This is a genomic window from Brachyspira suanatina, from assembly GCF_001049755.1.
GTDB classification, from domain to species: Bacteria; Spirochaetota; Brachyspiria; order Brachyspirales; family Brachyspiraceae; genus Brachyspira; species Brachyspira suanatina.
Window position 1 is genome coordinate 328,151 of the sequence record NZ_CVLB01000002.1, and the last position, 21,072, is coordinate 349,222.

General features: G+C 27.9%; 19 protein-coding genes. 11 read left to right on the plus strand and 8 right to left on the minus strand.

The genetic code is table 11. The annotated features are described in order from the left end of the window. Positions 1 to 29 precede the first annotated feature (29 nt). The 3 genes from BRSU_RS11050 to BRSU_RS11060 form a co-directional block, all read right to left on the minus strand. Positions 30 to 1,193 (minus strand): NADH-ubiquinone oxidoreductase-F iron-sulfur binding region domain-containing protein, encoded by a 1,164-nt coding sequence (locus BRSU_RS11050; protein WP_048595408.1) that lies wholly within the window; start codon positions 1,191 to 1,193, stop codon positions 30 to 32. Then, positions 1,190 to 1,459, minus strand: coding sequence for an NAD(P)H-dependent oxidoreductase subunit E (locus BRSU_RS11055; RefSeq protein ID WP_048595409.1), 270 nt, complete (start codon positions 1,457 to 1,459; stop codon positions 1,190 to 1,192). Before BRSU_RS11055 ends, BRSU_RS11050 begins: the two co-directional genes overlap by 4 nt. 398 nt (positions 1,460 to 1,857) lie before the next feature. Beyond that, the gene (locus tag BRSU_RS11060; RefSeq protein ID WP_048595410.1) at positions 1,858 to 3,333 is read right to left on the minus strand and encodes a leucyl aminopeptidase family protein; all 1,476 of its coding nucleotides are present in this window, start codon (positions 3,331 to 3,333) and stop codon (positions 1,858 to 1,860) included. A 170-nt stretch (positions 3,334 to 3,503) separates the two neighbouring features. On the opposite strand from BRSU_RS11060, the gene BRSU_RS11065 reads away from it, so the two are divergent. The 10 genes from BRSU_RS11065 to BRSU_RS11110 all read left to right on the plus strand — a co-directional run bounded on the left by BRSU_RS11065 (position 3,504) and on the right by BRSU_RS11110 (position 14,971). Further along, positions 3,504 to 4,001, plus strand: coding sequence for a hypothetical protein (locus BRSU_RS11065; protein ID WP_048595411.1), 498 nt, complete (start codon positions 3,504 to 3,506; stop codon positions 3,999 to 4,001). 217 nt (positions 4,002 to 4,218) lie between these two features. Then, complete coding sequence (locus BRSU_RS11070; RefSeq protein ID WP_048595412.1) at positions 4,219 to 4,719, plus strand: hypothetical protein; 501 nt, start codon at positions 4,219 to 4,221, stop codon at positions 4,717 to 4,719. Between the two features lie 117 nt (positions 4,720 to 4,836). Then, positions 4,837 to 5,616: an SDR family NAD(P)-dependent oxidoreductase gene (locus BRSU_RS11075; RefSeq protein WP_048595413.1), complete on the plus strand. Its 780-nt coding sequence runs from the start codon at positions 4,837 to 4,839 to the stop codon at positions 5,614 to 5,616. A 26-nt stretch (positions 5,617 to 5,642) separates the two neighbouring features. Next, a complete protein-coding gene (locus BRSU_RS11080) occupies positions 5,643 to 7,658 on the plus strand; it encodes a hypothetical protein (RefSeq protein ID WP_048595414.1) in 2,016 nt (671 codons plus the stop codon). Positions 7,659 to 7,672: 14 nt separating this feature from the next. Further along, on the plus strand, positions 7,673 to 8,605 hold the full coding sequence (locus BRSU_RS11085; RefSeq protein ID WP_048595415.1) for a lysophospholipid acyltransferase family protein: 933 nt from the start codon (positions 7,673 to 7,675) through the stop codon (positions 8,603 to 8,605). Positions 8,606 to 8,855: 250 nt separating this feature from the next. Further along, positions 8,856 to 10,367, plus strand: coding sequence for a DegQ family serine endoprotease (locus BRSU_RS11090; protein WP_048595416.1), 1,512 nt, complete (start codon positions 8,856 to 8,858; stop codon positions 10,365 to 10,367). Positions 10,368 to 10,581: 214 nt separating this feature from the next. Next, positions 10,582 to 13,185, plus strand: a complete 2,604-nt coding sequence (gene alaS / locus BRSU_RS11095) for an alanine--tRNA ligase (RefSeq protein WP_048595417.1) — start codon at positions 10,582 to 10,584, stop codon at positions 13,183 to 13,185. Positions 13,186 to 13,194: 9 nt separating this feature from the next. After that, positions 13,195 to 13,866, plus strand: coding sequence for a HEAT repeat domain-containing protein (locus BRSU_RS11100; protein ID WP_048595418.1), 672 nt, complete (start codon positions 13,195 to 13,197; stop codon positions 13,864 to 13,866). A gap of 26 nt (positions 13,867 to 13,892) precedes the next feature. Continuing rightward, positions 13,893 to 14,681, plus strand: a complete 789-nt coding sequence (locus BRSU_RS11105) for a hypothetical protein (RefSeq protein ID WP_048595420.1) — start codon at positions 13,893 to 13,895, stop codon at positions 14,679 to 14,681. Further along, the gene (locus BRSU_RS11110) at positions 14,681 to 14,971 is read left to right on the plus strand and encodes a hypothetical protein (protein ID WP_048595422.1); all 291 of its coding nucleotides are present in this window, start codon (positions 14,681 to 14,683) and stop codon (positions 14,969 to 14,971) included. The genes BRSU_RS11105 and BRSU_RS11110 overlap by 1 nt, the downstream gene beginning before the upstream one ends. Positions 14,972 to 15,038: 67 nt before the next feature. Here BRSU_RS11110 and BRSU_RS11115 read toward each other — a convergent pair whose 3' ends face one another. The 3 genes from BRSU_RS11115 to BRSU_RS11125 form a co-directional block, all read right to left on the minus strand. Beyond that, positions 15,039 to 15,458, minus strand: coding sequence for a C-GCAxxG-C-C family (seleno)protein (locus BRSU_RS11115; RefSeq protein WP_047116810.1), 420 nt, complete (start codon positions 15,456 to 15,458; stop codon positions 15,039 to 15,041). A gap of 18 nt (positions 15,459 to 15,476) precedes the next feature. Beyond that, positions 15,477 to 16,454, minus strand: coding sequence for a beta-ketoacyl-ACP synthase III (locus tag BRSU_RS11120; protein ID WP_048595425.1), 978 nt, complete (start codon positions 16,452 to 16,454; stop codon positions 15,477 to 15,479). Between the two features lie 122 nt (positions 16,455 to 16,576). Further along, on the minus strand, positions 16,577 to 17,203 hold the full coding sequence (locus tag BRSU_RS11125; protein WP_048595427.1) for a queuosine precursor transporter: 627 nt from the start codon (positions 17,201 to 17,203) through the stop codon (positions 16,577 to 16,579). Positions 17,204 to 17,364: 161 nt separating this feature from the next. On the opposite strand from BRSU_RS11125, the gene BRSU_RS11130 reads away from it, so the two are divergent. Beyond that, positions 17,365 to 18,999 carry a tetratricopeptide repeat protein gene (locus BRSU_RS11130; RefSeq protein ID WP_048595428.1) on the plus strand — a complete coding sequence of 545 codons (1,635 nt, stop codon included), beginning with the start codon at positions 17,365 to 17,367 and terminating at the stop codon, positions 18,997 to 18,999. Between the two features lie 85 nt (positions 19,000 to 19,084). Here the strand turns inward: BRSU_RS11130 and BRSU_RS11135 are convergent, their stop codons facing one another. Together BRSU_RS11135 and BRSU_RS11140 are read right to left on the minus strand one after the other, a co-directional pair. Beyond that, on the minus strand, positions 19,085 to 20,017 hold the full coding sequence (locus tag BRSU_RS11135; RefSeq protein WP_048595429.1) for a tetratricopeptide repeat protein: 933 nt from the start codon (positions 20,015 to 20,017) through the stop codon (positions 19,085 to 19,087). A gap of 78 nt (positions 20,018 to 20,095) precedes the next feature. Beyond that, positions 20,096 to 21,037 carry an EFR1 family ferrodoxin gene (locus BRSU_RS11140; RefSeq protein WP_048595431.1) on the minus strand — a complete coding sequence of 314 codons (942 nt, stop codon included), beginning with the start codon at positions 21,035 to 21,037 and terminating at the stop codon, positions 20,096 to 20,098. Positions 21,038 to 21,072 lie beyond the last annotated feature (35 nt).

Consider the following 21,072-nt stretch of genomic DNA (forward strand, 5'->3'; position numbering starts at 1 on the left):
AAATAAAACCTCTAATATAAAAAAGATTTTTAACTTTTTAAAAAACTATATAATGTTATCTTATTCTCTATCAAATACACAAACTCATCTCTAAACATTTCCATAGCAGATAATATACAGTTAGCAAGACTTCTTATATATAAACATGAAGCCCCTATTTTAATCATTTCAACAGCTTCTTTCAAATTAGAATAATCATCAAAATTTGAATTTCCTAAAAGCATTCTATTAATATAATATTCGCATAAATCGAATCCATTATGACAAGGAGAACATTTTCCGCATGATATGCTTTTACCAAACTGAATTATTTTTACTACAACCCTTATTATACATCTATCCTCTTGTATGAAACATATACCGCCATTTCCCATCTTCATATTAAGACTGTCAAAACATTCATAATCTAAAGTCATTTTCTGGAAAGTTTCAAAATCAATAGGAGGGTTTAAAAAACCATTAGTAAATACACATTTTATAGTATATTCTTTTACCGTTCCGCCGGCAGCTTTGACAATATTTCTTAATGGAGTATACATTTCAAATTCATATAGATTAGGACTAATAATATCCCCTGTAATAGAAAGTATATTACTTCCTTTATACTCTCCATTTCCATAATCTTTGAAAGTAAATCCTCCGATATGAGCCAAATATGCAATTTGTGATATAGTTTCCAAATCAAATATATATTTTTTATTTTCTAAAAAAGAAGGTGTGATTCTGATATTATATTTATTATAGTAGCCATATTCATCATATATATTTATTTCTATATCAGCTGCAAAATTGGCATCTTCCGCTTCAACTATGGCTTTTAATAAAATATCTCTTTCTTCCAAATAATAATCTTTTAATATTATATCTATTCTTTTAATATTTAAAATTTTGGCTATAAAAACAGAACCATCTAATATAAGATGCGGATTATTTTTTAATAGAAATTTATCTTTGAAAACCAAATAATCAAATGAAGCGGCATTTACTAGAATATAATCTTCTTTAATATTTCCGTCAGTTAATAATTGATATATAGAAGTTTGTGTAATATCTCTTTTAAATAAAGGATATTCTTTTAAATCTTCAAAAAAAGAATTACCTATTTTTTGAACTGCTAAATATTCTCCGAAATGATCTCTGTATGACTGAATATTTTCTATATTATTTTCACTATGCAGTACAAATTTCTTCATCTTTTTCTTACATGTATAGCTTCTATATACTTAATAATACTTTTAAAAGACGATTTTGTACATTCCATACCATTAATAAGGATAGGTACGGCATTATGGCAATCATGCATACACTCCATCTCTTTAAGGAGCATACCATCAGATGACGGCACTCCTATTTCTAAATCATAATGGGAACGAATAGCTTCTAAAAGACCATAAGCCCCTTTCATAGAGCAATGAAGTCCTACGCATACTTCTATGACAGTTTTTACATTGCTTGCCATATTATTTTCCCATTAAAAATACAAATTCCAAGAGATGAAAACATTAATATGTATAATGTTATATTATATTACTTTTTCTTATGCCTATTTTTGCGTAAACGTTTTTTACGTTTATGCGTAGCCATCTTTTGACGAAGTCTTTTTCTTCCTGAAGGCATATACACTCCCATTTTTATCTAATTTGAAAATTCATTATAACATTTTACACAAATAATTTCAAGTTTAAACTAAAAACTAATTTTATTTTTTTATATTTATTTAAAAGATAATATTTAAATATAGAATAATTAAATATACTAATAAAAAATATTATTATAGATAAAAAAATAATCATAGCATTTTATAAAAACACTATGATTATTCTTATAACTATTAAAAAATTAATTAATATTCACAAATTAAAATTTATCTATATCAACAAGTTTTTCTACTGTTTTAGCAAGTAAATACACACCTACTCCTGTAGCACCTTTAGATATATATTTTACATTTACATCACTCATATCTGTACCTGCTATATCCAAATGAGCCCATCTTGCTCCTTCTGTAAAGTATGATAAGAATTGTGCTGCTGTTATAACTCCAGCATATCTTCCGCCTGAATTTTTTATATCAGCAATATCAGATCTTATATCTTCTTTATATTCATCAAACATAGGAAGTTCCCATACTCTCTCATAAGTATCATTGCCTGCCTCTTTTAAAGCAGCAGATAAAGCTTCATCATTAGAAAGAAGTCCTGAAGCATGCTTTCCTAAAGCTATTGAACAAGCTCCTGTTAAAGTAGCAATATCTATTACGAAATCAGGATTATATTTTTTTATTCCATAAGCCAAAGCATCAGCAAGTATAAGTCTTCCTTCAGCATCTGTATTAACAACCTCTACAGTAACACCATTATACATTTTCAATATATCACCAGGATTTATAGCAGCACTTCCTGTTTTATTATCAGTTAAAGGACATATTACAGTAACATTTGCTTCCAAATTCATATCAGATATTAAGAACAAAGCTCCGCAAACAGCAGCAGCACCAGCCATATCGTCTTTCATACCAAGCATACTTGTACTAGGCTTTAATACCATTCCACCTGTATCGAAAGTAATACCTTTTCCTACTAATAAAATATGTTTTTTAGCCTTAGCTTTCTTATATTGAGCAATAAACACTCTAGGAGGATTCTTACTTCCGGCATTAACACCTAATATTCCATTCATACCAAGAGTTTTTAATTCTTTTTCAGTAAGAACTGTAGTAGTTATTTTTCTGCTTTCAGCCTGTTTTTTAGCTCTGTCAACAAATGTCAAAGAATTTATAACATTGCTAGGTTCATTAACCATATCTCTTGCCCAAAATATGCTGCTTGCTATCTGATTGGCCTTAGATATAGCATTTTCAGTATCTTTTTTATGCTCAGAAACTAAAAGTATATTTTTAATATTAGATTGTTCTTTCAATCTCTTATTGCCTAAATAATTATCAAAGCTATAAGAAGAAAGTAAAATACCTAAACAAAATTGAATATATGATTCTTCAGAAGCTATTTCAGCAAATAATTCAGCCATATCAACTTCTATATCATCTATATGTAAATCTTTCATTATTTTTACTAATGAAGCACCAGCATTCTTCCAAGTTTCATACATATAATTTTTTACTTCTTTATATGTAATATAAATCACTCTTGTATTGCTTGCAAATGCGAATGCGAATGGAGTAGAAGTATTATAATATTTATCTTTTACCAAACTATTAAATAACTTTATGTATTCTTCATTAAATGAGCATACTTTAAGCTGCTCTTTCTCTACTTTTACAAATACTGCTACAGTATGTTTTTTAATGAAATTGATTGTATGTTTTAATTTCATTTTTTGTTCCTTTATGATTTTAAAATAACTTCGATTAATAATTATATATAATGTTTATTTTATGTCAATTATAATATAAAAAAATATTATAAAAGATATTGCAATATACTACTAAAGGTATATAATCGCATATAAACTTACATATTATTTTATCAGGAGGTTAAAAATATATGATAAGAAAAATGTTTAATGTAGCAATTTCTATTTCTCTGCTATTATTTGTAGTATCATGCGGAACAGGTGTAAGCAGAAGCCAACCAGAAGGCTGGATTAACGATGATACATTCAGAGTAATGGGAATGGGCTCTCCTTCAGATGATATAGACGATAAATTCAGAAGAGAAGTAGTAGCAAAACAAGCAGCTGAATTAGATGCTAAAAATAAAATCGCTGCAAAAATTGTAGGTTCCTATATAGAATCTTTAAGCTCTACTGAAAAAGGTATGATAGATGAATATGTTATACAAGAAAGAGTTGCTGGAAGAATAAGAGGTACTTCTGTTATAGAAAGCAAATGGGATTCTAAACAAAACTGTACTATAGTAATGGAGCTATATTCAAAAAATCTTAAAAAACAAATGGATAATTTAGTAACTCAATACCTTAACGAGGTTGGTATGCAATATACTGCTCAAGATGTTGCAGGAATGGTAAGAACTTATAAATAATTATTAAAATATGATATTAAAAAAGGGCTCCTTAATGGGAGTCCTTATTTTTTTTAAAATTAACAATAATAATAATCGATAATTAATCAAAGCAATTAAAATTTGCTATATTTTTTTATTATATTTAAAATATACGGAGAAAATTATTTTTTATCATGGTATTGCAATATAGTATTCAAAATATATAATACTACAATCAAATTATGAAGGATTAAATATGAATAAATTTATAAAATTATTTATTATGACATCAATACTTTCACTATTCGTTATTTCATGTGGAAGCGGAGTAAGCAGAGAAAGACCAGAAGGTTGGATCAATGATGATACATTCAGAGTAATGGGAATGGGTTCTCCAGCAGAAGATATAGATATAGATGATAAATTTAGAAGAGAATTAACATCAAAACAAGCAGCTGAACTAGATGCTAAAAACAAAATAGTAGCAAGAATAGTAGGTTCTTATATAGAATCTTTAAGCTCTACTGAAAAAGGTATGATAGATGAATATGTTATACAGGAAAGAGTTGCTGGAAGAATAAGAGGAGCTTCTGTTGTAGAAACTAAATGGGATTCTAAGCAGAATTGTACTGTGGTTATGGAACTTTATTCTAAAGGATTAAAAAAACAGGTAGATGCATTAATCACAAAATATCTTAATGAAGTTGGTATGCAATATACGGCTCAAGATGTTGCTGGAATGGTAGAAACTTATTGATAATTATAATAGGTGAAAAAATAATAAAAAGCTAATCATAAAAATTATTTTCTTCTGGCAAGTTTACTTGACATAACCTCTAAAAAATAATTTTTATTAGCAATTAAGGAATTCATTATGTATGTAGAAAATATTAAAGGAAGAACCGCATTTGTATCAGGAGCAAGTGCAGGTATTGGAGAAGCTGTAGCTAAAATGCTTGCTTCTAATGGTGTTAATCTTATATTAGCTGCCAGAAGAATAGAAAAACTTGAAACTTTAAAAAATGAATTAGAAAAAAATCATAATGTAAAAGTAAAAGTAATAAAATTGGACTTTGCAAAACCTGAAGATATAGTAAAAGCAATAGATTCTCTTAAGGATGAAGATAAAAAAATAGATATACTTATAAATAATGCCGGCTTAGCTTTAGGTAAAGACTTCTATTATAATAACCCAATAGAAGATTCTCTACAAATGATTAGAGTTAATTGCGAAGGATTAATAGTATTAACAAGACTTCTTCTTCCTTATATATTAGAGAGCAAACATGGTCATATAGTGAATTTATCTTCTACTGCTGCAGATGAAGCCTACAGCGGAGGGGCAATATACTGTGCCACTAAATCTTTTGTTGAGATGTTTGGAGACAGTTTAAGAGTAGAATTAATAGATAAGCCTGTAAAAATAACAAATATAAAACCAGGTGCTGTTAATACAGAGTTTTCAACTGTAAGATTCAAAGGAGATAAAGAAAAAGCTGATAATGTATATAAAGGATTTAATCCTTTATATGCAGAAGATATAGCCGATAATATAGAGTATGCATTAACTAGAAAAAGTCATGTACAAATATCGAGTATGACTATTATGGCAGAAAATCAAGGTAGTGCTACTATAATATACAAAAACAATTAAGAAATAAATATTTAGGGAGTTTATTTATGGGTGATATAGATAACACTAGAGATAGATTAAAGTTAGATGAACTTAATAAAGATGCAAGAAAAGATTTATTTAATAAATTTGTAGATGCAGGCGGAGAAGTAGTAGCCGACAAAAAAAAAGATAACGGCAATACTCTTGTAGGATCATCAAAAAAAAGTCAAAACACTGTGGTAGGAGGAAATAGCAGCAGAAGCTCTAGAGGCTCAAGTTCTGCTAATTCAAAAAACGATAGTAAAAATAATAAATCTTCTTCTACTACCATAAGTATTCCAAATAAAAAAAATAATGGATTATTTTTTAATGTTAAATTATGGTTCAATGCTTTAAGCTCTGGTGTAATCACATTAATGGGCGGGAATGTTAATCCTAAATTTTTAAACTTTATAGATAAAAATGTCATAGCTGCCCTTTTAGAAATGGATACTTTAATATTCAATGCATTAAACCCAAGTGAAGCTTCTGATATAGATGCAAAAGCCAAACATCAGAAAGTAGTTTCTCAATTTGCTAAAACATTGGATGATTTGGAGCTTTTAGAGAGAATAAAAGATCAATATAATGAAGGCGTATATAAAGACTTTTTAAGACCATATAAAGAATTAAACAGTGCTGTTATGGCTGAAAGTTATGTAAAAGAAATAAAGGCTATGTTCAGACCGCTTTATGTTCTTCATGCTTATTCTTCAAGAATAAAATTAGCTGGTGAAAAAGCTATGTTTGCATATGCAATGGTTGATAATATAAGCAAAGGAATAGTAAACTCAAGAATATCCGCTTTTAAAAGAGCTGTAGATTTAATATATGGAAAATATTATCCAAAACTATTTACTCTTTTACAGTATGCTTCAAAAGAACCATTAGAAACTATAAATGATTTTAACCGTTATCTTAATATTACTGATGAAGATATATTAGGATATTACACAAAATTAAGAAAAGAAAAAGAAAAATTACAAGAAACTAAAATAGAACAGGCAAAAGAAAATATAGGTAAGCAAAAAGATAATGAGGAAGAAAAATTAAGCAAAGTAGAATCTATAGGTATAAAACTTATAGAAAAATGCGTATCATTCAAAAAATCTGACAATAATATAGAATATGAAGCAGATCCGTTTTTCATTGTACCTATAAAAGATAAAATATATAGAATAAAAGTATTGATAGACTTTTTGGATAGAGAATATTCTGCTGTATTTGTTTCTAATAAAGTAAGATATAACTTAGTTTACGATAATCAGGTAAGAACAGATTATAAAAATGATTTTAATAATATATTTTTATCATTATCAGATACTAATTCAAGATTAAATGAATACAGCGAACTTTGCAAAACAATAAACAAAGTTGAAGAAGACAAAACTATGCGTTTTGAACAAAGAGTTTCTATGCTTTCAGATAAAAACGGACAGCGTTCTTATTTAGCTAAAAATTTAAGAAACACTTTCGTATCAATAATAACACCTTTTAAAAGAAAATTAGATAAATTATTATTGGACAAAGAAGAAAGAGAAAGAATAATAGAAAACCCTAATGATATATTAAGTTTCTCAGCAGAAGTAGGAAAAAGTAAAAAAAGAATACAAGGTTATAATGTAATGAAAGCTTTAACTGAAGCTTATTATTTCATATCTGGATTTAACTACTTAATTACTCAAGGAGAATTATCCGGAGCTGGTATTTTAATAGAAGGAGATGATAACGAAGAAATGGATACTAGTGTTGCAGAAAAAAAAGAAAATACTGCATATACTGAAGTATCTAATAATACAACAGAAAACATTAATGCAGAAAATAATCCTGAAAATAATAATACAGAAAATAATAATTCTGAAAATCAAACAGATGAAAATAACATCACAAATGAAGAACAAAATTATAATGCAGACAATTCTGATGCTGATGAATCAGGTTCAGATGAAATGGTATTAGGAAATGACGGATTTAATGAATCTTTAAAAGACGAAGATTTGTTTGATGATGTAGAAAAAGAAGATGAAGATTTAAAACAGTAAGTAGAGAGGTTGTTTTGGCTTATAAATCCCCAAAGGTTATAATGCTTGAATATATTCCGCTTCGTATATTAATGGAAATAATTGCATTTATGCCTTATATTATAGTTATATTATTTGCTAAGTTAATAGGTACTTTAATGTACTATTTCGTACCAAGTGCAAGAAAAGTTGCTTTGATTAATTTAAAGCAGGCATTCCCAGAAAAAAGTTTTCATGAAAGGAAAATAATTGCAAAAAGATCTATGAAATCTATGATAATGACTTTTGCCGAATTCATAAAATCATCAAGAATGTCTAATGATAAAATATTAAAAAGAATAACGATAGAAGGTCAGGACAAATTTGATGAAGCTATGAACAAGAAAAAAAGAGGAATCATAGCAATTACAGGACATATAGGAAACTGGGAATATATAGCATTTTATTTTGCTATTAAAGGATATAATCCTGGAGTAATATTCAGACCATTAGACAATCCTAAACTTGATGCATATATGCGTTCTTGGAGAGAAAAGAGAGGAATGAAATGTATATCAAGATGGGGAGATTTAAGAGAAATATTTCAAGTATTAAATAATAATAGCCCTGTTGCTTTCTTATGTGATCAAAATTATTTAGATGGAATTTTTGTTAATTTTTTTGGATATCCATGTGCCACAGCAGTAGGTCCTGTTGCTATTGCTATGAAAACAGGCTCCCCAATTGCTATACTTTATAATCTTCCAGACAGATATGGACATCATAAAATCATAGTTCATGATATAATGTATATAGAAGAAAAAGAGACTAAAGAAGAAACAATAAAGCATAATGTTCAAAGATATACAAAAAAATTGGAGGAAATAATATCAAAACATCCTGAGAATTGGCTTTGGGTTCATCCTAGATGGAATACAAGACCAAAAGGAGAACCTGAAATTTTTTACAAACATAATAATTATAAATAGTTTTTTACTTTGTTTTTTTTTAATAGGTTTATATTATATATTAAATGTACTAAAACAATAATAATTGTCAGAATAACATTATATAAATTTCTTGATTTTATAAAACGATGAGGTAATGATCTTCATATAATATATTCTATTTTATTATGATTTTTTATTTAAAAATTGATATTTTTTTACTATAATAAAGTTGTGGCAAATTATTAAAATTTTAGTCTGAAAAATACATTAAACTGGAGGTTATGAGTATATGGAGCAAAAAAAACGTTCATTTATGTTCTTTTTAAACCTTGGGCTTACATTTACTTTGGTTGGTATAATTATTTCGTTTTTCATATTTTCTTATGAAAAAAACTATAAAAAAGACGAGTTCTTGGTTCATGCACAAGCAGCACCTGAAAAAACATCTTTTACAGGTTCTTTAGATGGTGCTTTAGCTGTTGAAAATGCTATAAGAGATGTTGTTGATAAAAATATGCCTGCTGTAGTTAATATATCTACTGAAATAGAAGCAGGACAAACTGAAGAAGATAGATATGCTGATGAATTCTTTAGATTTTTCTTTGGCGATCAAATGCCTAGACAAAAAAGAAGTCAGAAATCTTTAGGAAGCGGTTTCATAATCAATGAAGAAGGATATGTACTTTCCAATTACCATGTTGTGAAAGGTGCTACTAAAATTATGATTACACTTTATGGAGAAGAAGGAGAACTTCCTGCAAAACTTATAGGATATGATGAGGCTTATGACTTGGCATTATTAAAAATAGAAGCAAATAACAGAACTTTTCCTTATGTTGCTTTAGGAGATAGCGATGCTATAGAACCTGGAGAATTTGCTATTGCTATAGGAAACCCTTACGGACTTAATAATACAGTTACTTTCGGTATTGTAAGTGCTAAAGGAAGAAGCGATGTTGGTGCAAATAAATATCAAAGATATATACAGACTGATGTTGCTATAAACCCTGGTAACTCTGGAGGGCCTTTATTTAATATCCATGGTCAGGTTATAGGAATAAATACATTAATATATTCTACTTCAGGAGGAAGCATAGGTATAGGATTTGCTACTCCTATTAATCTAGCTACTTCAGTAATGACTGACTTAAAAGAAAATGGAAGAGTGACAAGAGGATATTTAGGTATATATTTACAAGACATTGATGAAAATCTTTCAAGAGGTTTAAATGTTAAGCAAAACAGTGGAGTATATGTAAGTGAAGTTGTACCTGATTCACCTGCTGCAAAAGGAGGTTTACAGGACGGAGATATTATAATAGAGTATGACGGCGAAAAAATGACTAAATCAGGAGATTTATTCAATAAAGTAGCTACTACTAAAGTAGGAAAAGAGGTTAATGTTAAATATTTAAGAAACGGAAGAGAAAGAAGTACTAAAATCACTATAGAAGCTAGAGTTGAAGATGAGGAAGTTGTTCCTACAAGACAATCTCAGAATAATTCACAAGGCAGTACTCGTTCTTGGATGGGATTAGATGTTTCTAATATCACTCCTGAAATATCTCAAAGACTTCAGATAAGAAGCAATGAGAGAGGTGTTGTAGTTCTTAATATGACTCAGAACTCAAAAGCCTATCAATACGGACTTAGACCTGGAGATGTTATCAAAGCTATTAACGGCATAACAATATCAAATACTGATGATTATGACAACTTTGTAAAATCTTATGGTAATGATAAGTCTTTTACAATAACTATAAAACGAGCAAGAATGACTTATGTTATAATTATAGAATAGTGCTTTAATAAAAGTTAATAAAAAAGAATTGCAGGTAAATGCTTGCAATTCTTTTTTTATGTTCAATACTTTCTATTAATTATGTTAACTATTTTTGTATTTTGTACTTGCATTCATAATTGATTTAATATATTATTAATGAAATATATTATTTGACAATAAAAATTTAAATTTTCATATATATAAATGTTCTTAAAAATAGGAGTAGTTTATTATGACACATTTAGAATTGAGAGAAAAATTTAAAGAGTTTTTTAAAAGTAAAAAGCATGCTATAGAAAAATCATCATCTCTTATACCAATAGATGACCCTAGCCTATTATTTACAACAGCGGGAATGTTACAATTCAAACCTTATTATGCCGGTATAAAAAAAGCACCATATTCAAGAGTGGCTACTATACAAAAATGTTTCAGACTTTCTGACTTAGAAAATATAGGAAAAACAGCAAGACACCATACATTCTTTGAGATGTTCGGTAATTTCTGTTTTATGGGCGATTATTTCAAAAAAGAAGCTATAGAATTTGCTTGGGAATTTTCTACTCAAGTTATTAAACTTCCTATTGAAAGAATATATGTTTCTATTTATGAAAAAGACGATGATGCTTTTAAAATTTGGAATGAACATATTGGAGTACCAAAAGAAAAGATAGTAAGACTTGGAAAGAAAGATAATTTCTGGGGACCTGCTGGAGATTCAGGAGCTTGCGGACCTTGCAGTGAGCTTTATATTGATATGGGAGAAGAGAAAGGATGCGGAAAGCCTGATTGTTTTGTTGGATGCGATTGCGAAAGATATTTAGAGTTCTGGAATTTAGTATTCAATGAATTTTTCCAAGATACTGAAGGAAATTTATCTCCTCTTCCAAATGTTGGTATAGATACAGGAATGGGACTTGAAAGATTATGCTATATTACTCAAGGCGTAGAAAGCAATTATCAAACTGATGTAATGAAGCCTATAGTTGATGCTATAGCTAAAAAATTGAATGTTAAATATGATGATAAAAATAAAACTAAAATCAATTTAATAGCAGATCACTTAAGAGCATTAGTATTCGTAATATCTGAAGGCTGTACTCCTTCTAATGAGGGAAGAGGCTATGTACTTAGAAGACTTTTAAGAAGAGCTTTGAAAACTGCAAGCGATTTAGGACATAAAGGTTCTTTCTTAAATGAAATTACATCATCTGTAGTTAATGTATATAAAGAAATATATGATTATCTTCCTAAAGAAGAAGAAAATGTAAAAAGAATATTAAAAGATGAAGAAAATAAATTTATTAATACAATATCTGCCGGTATGAATAAACTTTATGCTGTAATGGAAGAAAATAAAGACAGCAAAGTAATATCAGGTAAAGATGCTTTCATGCTATTTGATACTTACGGACTTCCTATAGACATAACAGAAGAAGAAGCATCAGATCATGGCTTTACAGTTGATAAGGCTGGATTTGAAGAGGCTATGGAAGAGCAAAAGAAAAGAAGCAGAGGAGCAGGAGAAGATAAAAGATCTAAATTCGGATATGTTGAAAATTATGAAACTAAATATGTCGGAGAAGAAACTGATAATCTTATAAACGGAGTTAATGCAAAAATAGTTGCTGTATATGAAGATAATGCAAAAAAAGATAAAACATCATCTTCAAATGCTGTTATCATCACAGATGTTTCACCTTTCTACGGAGAAATGGGCGGACAGATTGGAGATAATGGATATATAGAAAACAGCAAAAAAGAAATAATAAAAATTATAGATACTCAAAAGAAAGAAAATACTATTATACATATAGCAGACTGCAGCAGTCATTCTTTAAGTGTAGGAGAAGAAATAAAGTTATTTGTTAATTTCGACAGAAGATGTGCTATAAGAAAAAATCATACAGCTACTCATATACTTCAAAAGGTATTAGAGCTTACATTAGGAAGCCATGTTAATCAGGCTGGAAGTTTTGTAAATGATGAATATTTGAGATTTGACTTTACTCATCCTGATTCAATTTCTGAAGATACATTAATAAGTATAGAAAATCAGGTTAATGAGGTTGTATTCAAATCAATGCCTGCTGTTATAAAATATATGCCTAAAGAAGAGGCTATTGCCTGCGGTGCTAAGGCTTTATTTGGGGAAAAATATCCCGATACTGTAAGAATATTAGATATAGGAAATGGTTTTTCAGTAGAACTTTGCGGAGGAAGCCATTTGACAAATACATCAGAAGTTGGTTTTTTCCATATAGTGAGTGAAGGTTCTGTAGCTAGCGGAGTAAGAAGAATAGAAGCTATCACAGGATTAAAAGCTGCTAATGAAGCTAGTAAATTATTTAGTAAAGTGAAAAATTTAGCACATATACTTAATGCTTCAAAAACAGATGAACTTACTGTAAGAGCCGAAAGTCTTCAAAATGAAGTAAAAAAATTACAGAAAGAAATTAAACAGCTTAAAACTTCAGGTGCTTCTGCTGTTTCATTTATGGATAATTTTGAAGATTTGAAAGGAATTAAATTCTATAATTTAGAGTTTAATGAAGATATTAAAGAAGTTAGGCTATATGCTGATACTATAAAAGAGAGAGTAAAAGACAGTATTGCTGTAATGATAAGCAAAACTGATTCTTCCAACTCTATACTTGTACAGATAACAGGTAATGCATTAAAAGAAAAGAAATTATCAGCTAATAATATAATAAAAGATATTATTGCTGCTGCAGGAGGACGCGGAGGCGGAAAAGATACTTTCGCTCAGGGTTCTATAGAAAATATAGAAAAAGCTAAAGAAGAAATTAATAAATTAAAGAGTAAATGGTTATAAGATTTTAATATGAAGAAAAAGATTATAATTTTCATATTTATAGTAAGTTCTATGCTTATTATTTCATGCTCTGCCAAGGATGTTACATTAAGAAGAATCGAAGATGTACATAAAGCAGAGCAAAAACTTGCTAAAAACCCTGATGATGAAGAAACTATATTAGAAGTACTCAATGCTGCTCAAAATGGAGGCAGAGAAGTACGTGCTGAAGCTATATGGGTACTTGGAAAAATAGAAGCAGATATTGCATACAGTGATTTTCTACGTGCTAGTGTTGAAGATCCTGATTTTAATGTGAGATGTTTAGCCGTTTTGGGACTAGGTAAATTAGAAGCAAATAATCCTGAAGCTATCGATAGAATAAAAAGAGCTATATCTGATACTGATTTGCAGGTTCAGATAGAAGGTCTTAAAGTAGCTGGAAGAATAAATGCTAAAGAGCTTTTAAACTCTATACTAGATAGTCTATCAAGTAAAAATAAATGGGTGAGAATGGCTGCTGTTGAGGCTTTAAAAGATTATGATGATGTTAGAGTTGATAGATCCTTAAATCTATTGGCTTCTACAGATAAAGATTATGCAGTAAGATCTACTATTAATCAGGTAATAGAGTATAGAAAAAATAAGAAAAATACTCCGGCAGAAGAAGAGGAAGTAAAAGAAACAGCATCAGCAGAATAATAACATAGCAGAGGAAAATATATTAAATGAATAATAAAATTAATTTTCTTTTTATATCTATAATAATATTATCTTTATTTATTACTGTATCATGTGCATCAAAATATTCTTATGTTAGAGTAGATGATATAATAGAAAAAAATAGGACTATTGCTGTTGCTTCTTTCACTTTTCCAAAGAGTATGACTAATCAGTATTGGGATAGATTAAAATATTTAAATACTGAGATATACACCGATTTTGTGCTAAACAGCTTCATTAGTAATTTTAACTCTCAAAATGAAATGGTTAAACTTATCACTTTAGAAGAAGCTATAGGAAACAAAGAATTTGCTAATTTACCTAATCATTCTATATTGGGTGCTGATTATGTTGCAGCTACCGGAACACTTGCAACCAACAGATTAAGCGAAGAAACTTTAACATTGCTTGCTGATAAAGTAGACGGAGTAATGTATGCTGAATCGGCTATGTCTTTTTGGTCTCAAAAAGTTACTATAGACTTTGAAATTTATGATATAGATGGAAATTATTTATGGATAGATACTTTGAATGGAGCTTCCTATTATATAATAGGAGATACAGGAGCACCTACCAGACAAACTGCTTATGAAATAGTTATAGCTGATGTTATGAAATATCAAAAAAGACATGCTGAAGAATTGTATATAGTTATAGATCAGGCCATATCAAATGGAGTAAGCGGTTTAAAAGGAAAAGTTCCTTATGCATTCAATACCAATGATATTATATTCACACAAAAAACATTTAGTTTAACTAATGAAGATTATGCAAAAAAGGCGGGTATATATTAATGGCACAAAAACAAAAAATAGAATTAAATTTTAGTGATGTAGATGATTTTCATTTTAAAAAAACATTGAAAGGTTATATGTTAAAGATAGCAGATGATCATTATGTTATAGGCAATGAAGATTTGGCTATTAAAGCAACAGGAAAAACTCCAAAAGAGGCTGCTGAGATGCTTAAAGAACAATTTATAGTGCTTGCTAATGATATAATGTACAAATCTAAGTATGCACCTTTAAGTGAAAGAGAAAGAAAAAAAGTAAATATTATCAATTCTATATGTGATATTGTTTAAAAGTATTTACATAGAGTTTTAAAAAGTGAGTATTATTTAATACTCTACCTTTTTAAAACTTTATAAATTAATTTTTTCTATAATCCTTATATTTTTCCATTAATTCATCGAATATTTTAGCAGCTTCAAATATTAAATAATCGCATCCTTTTTCTTCATCTCTGTAATGTTCTACCAAATAATCGCAATTAATACTATTCATTTTATCATTAAACTTATTTATATATTCTGCTTCTATTTCTTTTAAAAGAGTGCCTTCATGTCCTCTATCTTCTATAAAAGCCTTAGCAAAAGCCATTATTCCTCCTGTTAATATACCGCAAGTTATACCAACAGCCATTCCGCCTCCGAAACCTGCTGCCAATTTCAAATCATTTCTATTTATACCAAGTTCATAAACTTTATTAGCTCCGTAAAGCATTTTCTCAGCACAATTTAAATCTTCTGCTTTACCAAATCCTGAATATAAATATTCATATAATGTCATAAACAATACACCTCTCAATTAAAATTTAATTAAAGTAGAACCCCAAGTAAGACCGGCTCCGAAAGCAGTAAGAAGAACATAATCTCCTTCTTTTATAGCATTAGATTCAAAAGCCTCTGTAAACGCTATACCTACACTTGCTGCAGATGTATTACCATACTTTTGTATATTAATATAAAATTTATCATCATTCAAGCCTAAAGTCTTTGCAACTGCATTCATTATTCTAGTATTAGCCTGATGAGTTATTATAAGTGATAAATCTTTTAACTCTAAATCAGCATTTTTTACTGTTTTATTAATAGTTTCATCGAAAGTTTTTACAGCCTTTTTAAACACTTCAGTACCTGCCATACTTATAGTATTGGTATTATCTTCAACATTCTCCTCTGTAATAGGATTAACACTTCCCCCACCCTTTACTATAAGTATTTCATCATTAGATTCAGCACCTATATCTGTTGAAATAATGCCTTTAGAATCATCTGAAGAAGCCTCTAATAAAGCACTGCTTACACCATCTCCGAATAATATGGCAGTTGTTCTATCCTCCCAATTAAGTATATCAGAGCATTTTTCAGCAGCAACTATCAAAACTTTCTTACATTCCCCGCTTTCTATAAGTGAAGAAGCTGTATTTAAAGCATATATATATCCGGAACAAGCAGCAGATATATCAAATGCAAGACATGAATTCTTTATATTAAATGCCTTTTGAACAAGTCCTGCAGTAGATGGAAATGTATATGATTTTGTTGAAGTGGCTACTATTACAGCATCAGCATCTTCTATTACTGCACCTTTATCTTTTAATTTTGATACAGCCTTAACAGCCATATCTCCTGTACTTTCTTTTTTATCAGCTATTCTTCTCTCTTCTATTCCTGTTCTTGATACTATCCAATCATTATTAGTATCTAATTTCTTTTCTAAATCATAATTAGTCATTACATTTTCAGGTAAATATGATGATAAATATTTAATACTAGCTTTCATATTAATTAAACTCTCTCTTTATATTATTTTATTAATTTTCTTAAAATCAATTTTTATTTACAAAAAGATAACAATCATATGATTTTATGTCAATAGTATTTATAGTTATAATTAACTATATTTTATATATTTTTATCTTTTACTAAATATATCATAGGAACGCTTATCACTGTAACAGCATATTTTACTATGAAATTAAATATAAATATTCCTACTAAAGCATCAAAAGGCAAAGCTCCCCAGAACGCTATAGCAACAAATACCAAATTATCTACAGGTATACTGAAAGCATTACTTATTAATACTCTAAGCCATTGATGTTTCTTTGTTATCTTGGTTACAAAAAGATGATATATCTCTGTGTCAACAAGTTCTGATAATGTAGAACCTACTATAGATGCTATTGCTATTCTTAAAACAGGGCTTAATGTCAATTGAAAAGCCTCATTAAACTCCCAGCTAGCATCTGCTGGTATTTGAGACACTATATAAAAATATATAGGTGAAAAAATATTAATAATTGCTGACACTATTATAAGTTTTTGAGTGTTTTTCTTCCCTATAGTTTTATGCGCCATATCCCTAATTGTAAAAGCTAAAGGATATAAAAATGTACCGCCATCAACAGCTAGATTTAAAACATTAGCTATCTTAACACTTGCTATATTTGATATCATTTGGCAAGCTATATAAGAACAAATAATCAGTATAGTAATAAATGAAATACTAAAATTTTCTTCTTTTTCCATAATTAAAACCCATTAATTTTATATAAGCTGATATATAATATACTAAAAAAATATTTTAGTCTATAATTTTTTTTATAATAAAAAAATTGATTTTATGTAAAAAAATTATATAATTTTTATTATATTTATTGTATATAGATATAAGTAAAAAGGTTATAAAAATGGTATATATTATATTATCAGCAATAGTATTATTAATTTTAATTATTATTCTTATAAAAAGAATTTTCAATAACAAGAAAACTTTATCGCCAAAATATGTAAAAAAGCAAATAGAAGAATTGACAAAAAAAATTAATGAAGATGAAAAAGATTATGTATCTCTTTACCAATTAGCAAAACTTAAAGAACAGATAGGCGAAATAGAAGAATCATTAAAAATATACGAAAAATTGATGCAGCTTTCTTTCTTTAAAGAAAAAGAAGAATTAGAAATATGTCAAAAACTCGAAAGCTTTTATGAAAATTTTGATAAAAATGATGAAGCTTTCAAATATACTCTAAAAATTGCCAGATTAGATTCCAATAATATGCCTTGTAATATTAAAGCAGGAACTACTCTTTGTAATGAAGGATATTATATACTTGCCTGCGATTATTTTAATAAAGCTATATTAAACAAAAATGAATTTGATACAGATAATCTTAAAGCAGCTGCTTTTAGTTTTTTTAAAACAAAAGATTATAAAAAATCTATTGTATTTTTAGAAGAACTTCAAAAAAGATTAGCAAAAGAAAATGATAAAGATATAGATAATATTAATAAAACTTTAATATCTATGTATATGCTTTCTGATGAATTAAATATAGCAAGAGGTTTTATAGAGCAGATTATAATCAATAAACATATTAATAATCAATTATATATGGATAGAATTTATTTGCATATATTGTATAAAGTTCTTGATAATGAAAAGTTTAGAGAATTATATGATAATCTATATAAAAAATATAATATATCAAACCCTAATAAAAAAATATCAGATTTAATATTAGACTATTCTTTCTACTCATATTTTTTAAGAGATATATCTTTATCAAAAAGATTATTTGAAATTATAAATGAGTTAAAATTAACTGAATTAAATAATTATAATTTTGATCTTATAATAAAATATTTATCAGATATAAGTAAAGCTACAGAGCAGCTTAATAAATTAAGAAATTTAATGAAATTGGATAATTCTAAAAATGATAATTATGAAAAATATGTAGAAAAAGAAGATATTCAAAATTGGGAGAGAGCTGTTGATTTATGGGAAGGTTCTTTTATAGATATAAGTTATTTGGCTTCTCTTATAACAATAAAAAATAATATAAATATTAAGAAAATATTAGATGAATTAAAAATAAATGATAATAACAGCAATAATGAAATAAGCTTAAAGATTGTTCAGAAAGTAGATCACATTTATAATATGAATATGATTGACTTTAAAAAATTATGTCAGAATTTAATACGCACAAAATTATCATATTCTATAATACAGGAATATACTGATGCTGCTTCTAAAAGTGATTACGGTGATGAGGTTAATTATATAACATACAATACTAAAGGAAATAAAAGAGATACCACTTTAATATCTTTCAAAAGATGGAAAAAAATTGAAATAGGAGAATTATTAATAAGAGATTTCCAAATGATGATTAATGAATCAGGAGCTAAAAACGGTATTTTAATAGTGCCTGTAACATTAAGTAATAGTGCTAAAAGCTATGTTTCATACAATGATAAAATAACAGTTTATTCAAGAAATCAATTTAATAATCTTCTTAAAGATGAAAAACTATAATAAAAAAATAATCATAAAAATAAAAAAGTGATAGTTTATTTTTATATAAACTATCACTTTTTGAAAACAAAAAATAAGCGAAAATTTATTTTAACATTTCTCTATCTACTAAATCATTAGCAGGAACATAGTCATTTATTACTTGTGAGAAAACTAAAGTATCAACAAAACCGCCTCTTTTTATAGAAAGGAAAAGATCATTATATTCATTTTCAGGCATACCTAATTTCTTCATAGTTACAGCTTTATAGAATACAGCATCATTAGCAAATCTAGTTCTAGGATATTCTGTAATTACTCTGTCAAATAAAGCAATAGCTTCCTGAAGTTCATTTTTATCACTTGAGTAAGTTTGATAAAGCATACCATTCCATAATAATGAAAGAGGTTTAAATTTTTCTATGGAAGTTAATCCTTCTACTTTCTTAAAGCATTCATTAGCTGAAGTAATATGATTTTTAGCTATAGTATTATTAGATTTTAATTCTTTAGCAAGGAAATAATGAACTATACCTTTAAATTGATATAAATGCCCTACATCAACATCTTCAGGTAAATTATTAAAATCTAATTTATTTATATAGTTTAGAGCCTGACTATATTCTTTATTTGCTATCATAACTCTTATTTCTCTAATCATCAAAGGATCATCTTGAGAAGTCCAAGGGCTATAGAAATTATATATAGTAGCTTTTAATGGTCTTTTCTTAACAGGTGCTGCAGATGATGTCACTGTATTATCTGTGTTATCAATATTAGGAATATTTTGACTAGGCTTATTATTTACTGCTTGATTGTTATTATTTGCTGCAGATGACATATTATTTGATGTATTTCCAATATTATCAGAAACGCCATTATTAGTTTCTACAACAACATCATTACTTGATGAATTTTGATATTCCTTTTCTATTTCATTGATATAATCATCTTCTATATTACCTTCTGACGGTTTTTTACATGATATTGTAAAAACTATCAATAAAGCTATTAATATTGCTAAAGACTTCTTTATCATTTTCCGCTCCAAACTTATTTTAATATTGTTTTTTTATTTTCGGAAATTATAAAAAAACCGTTAGAATAATATTTATTGTTACAATATATAATTTTCTATGTTTTTATAATATGATTTTTGTTTATATTCTTCTTCTGCACTTCTGACATAATTATGTATTTTTTTGTCTGCATCTGCAAAATATCTGTCGTAGGCTTTTTTACAGTAATTATCATGCTTGCCTTTTATGCCTGTAGGAGGATTTTCAAACTTGTAAACACCATTAACCCTCCAAAAGTTTAATATTCCTATATTTATAGCATCAACAGGACATCTGAAAGCACAGCTTGTACACATTACGCATTTATTTTTGAATTTGATATTTCCATTTTCATCATTATAAATATTATTAACAGGACATTTTTTAACACATAAATTACAATGAGTACAAATCTTTTTCACTCTAAATAAATTGCCATTAACTTTCATAGCAGGATGCTCTATTCTAAATAAAAAGGCAATGAATCTGCCGAATGGAAATTTCTTTAAAAAGCACTCTTTGCCTTGTAGAACTTCATTAGCCTCTATAACACATAAAGCCTTAGCAGTTTTCCACATCTTAGCAGCAAACTCATCAGTATGTCTGAATATTATATTATAAGGCATTATATAATGATATTCATTGGTAAGTATATAACCCTTTGGCTTAAGTCTTGCCATCAAAGGCTCTGAAGAAATATTATTAATTGTTAAAGGCTCTCCTGAAGTCTTTATAATGAATATCTTCTTATTATCTAACTTTGGAAATAATTTAATTAAATCAAAAATAGGATAAGGGGCATTGAAGCCATGTATAGGATAAGCAAGCCCTACATAATCATAATTTTCAGGATTAGGCATATTATCAAAATTATCACCTACATTATATAATAAAGTTTCAATGCTGTTTTCTTCAAATATTTTTTTATATTCCTTGGCTGCTTTTTCAGTATTTCCTGTTCCAGAAAAACAATATATTACAGCTTTTTTATTTTCTGACATATTATTATCCTATTATGAGTTTTTATATACATCTA

Excerpts from the sequence above, each read along its gene's own strand:
- BRSU_RS11050 (WP_048595408.1), bottom strand. The coding sequence starts at position 1,193 with ATGAAGAAATTTGTACTGCATAGTGAAAATAATATAGAAAATATTCAG.
- BRSU_RS11055 (WP_048595409.1), bottom strand. The coding sequence starts at position 1,459 with ATGGCAAGCAATGTAAAAACTGTCATAGAAGTATGCGTAGGACTTCAT.
- BRSU_RS11060 (WP_048595410.1), bottom strand. The coding sequence starts at position 3,333 with ATGAAATTAAAACATACAATCAATTTCATTAAAAAACATACTGTAGCA.
- BRSU_RS11065 (WP_048595411.1), top strand. The coding sequence starts at position 3,504 with ATGATAAGAAAAATGTTTAATGTAGCAATTTCTATTTCTCTGCTATTA.
- BRSU_RS11070 (WP_048595412.1), top strand. The coding sequence starts at position 4,219 with ATGAATAAATTTATAAAATTATTTATTATGACATCAATACTTTCACTA.
- BRSU_RS11075 (WP_048595413.1), top strand. The coding sequence starts at position 4,837 with ATGTATGTAGAAAATATTAAAGGAAGAACCGCATTTGTATCAGGAGCA.
- BRSU_RS11080 (WP_048595414.1), top strand. The coding sequence starts at position 5,643 with ATGGGTGATATAGATAACACTAGAGATAGATTAAAGTTAGATGAACTT.
- BRSU_RS11090 (WP_048595416.1), top strand. The coding sequence starts at position 8,856 with ATGGAGCAAAAAAAACGTTCATTTATGTTCTTTTTAAACCTTGGGCTT.
- alaS (WP_048595417.1), top strand. The coding sequence starts at position 10,582 with ATGACACATTTAGAATTGAGAGAAAAATTTAAAGAGTTTTTTAAAAGT.
- BRSU_RS11100 (WP_048595418.1), top strand. The coding sequence starts at position 13,195 with ATGAAGAAAAAGATTATAATTTTCATATTTATAGTAAGTTCTATGCTT.
- BRSU_RS11105 (WP_048595420.1), top strand. The coding sequence starts at position 13,893 with ATGAATAATAAAATTAATTTTCTTTTTATATCTATAATAATATTATCT.
- BRSU_RS11110 (WP_048595422.1), top strand. The coding sequence starts at position 14,681 with ATGGCACAAAAACAAAAAATAGAATTAAATTTTAGTGATGTAGATGAT.
- BRSU_RS11115 (WP_047116810.1), bottom strand. The coding sequence starts at position 15,458 with ATGACATTATATGAATATTTATATTCAGGATTTGGTAAAGCAGAAGAT.
- BRSU_RS11120 (WP_048595425.1), bottom strand. The coding sequence starts at position 16,454 with ATGAAAGCTAGTATTAAATATTTATCATCATATTTACCTGAAAATGTA.
- BRSU_RS11125 (WP_048595427.1), bottom strand. The coding sequence starts at position 17,203 with ATGGAAAAAGAAGAAAATTTTAGTATTTCATTTATTACTATACTGATT.
- BRSU_RS11130 (WP_048595428.1), top strand. The coding sequence starts at position 17,365 with ATGGTATATATTATATTATCAGCAATAGTATTATTAATTTTAATTATT.
- BRSU_RS11135 (WP_048595429.1), bottom strand. The coding sequence starts at position 20,017 with ATGATAAAGAAGTCTTTAGCAATATTAATAGCTTTATTGATAGTTTTT.
- BRSU_RS11140 (WP_048595431.1), bottom strand. The coding sequence starts at position 21,037 with ATGTCAGAAAATAAAAAAGCTGTAATATATTGTTTTTCTGGAACAGGA.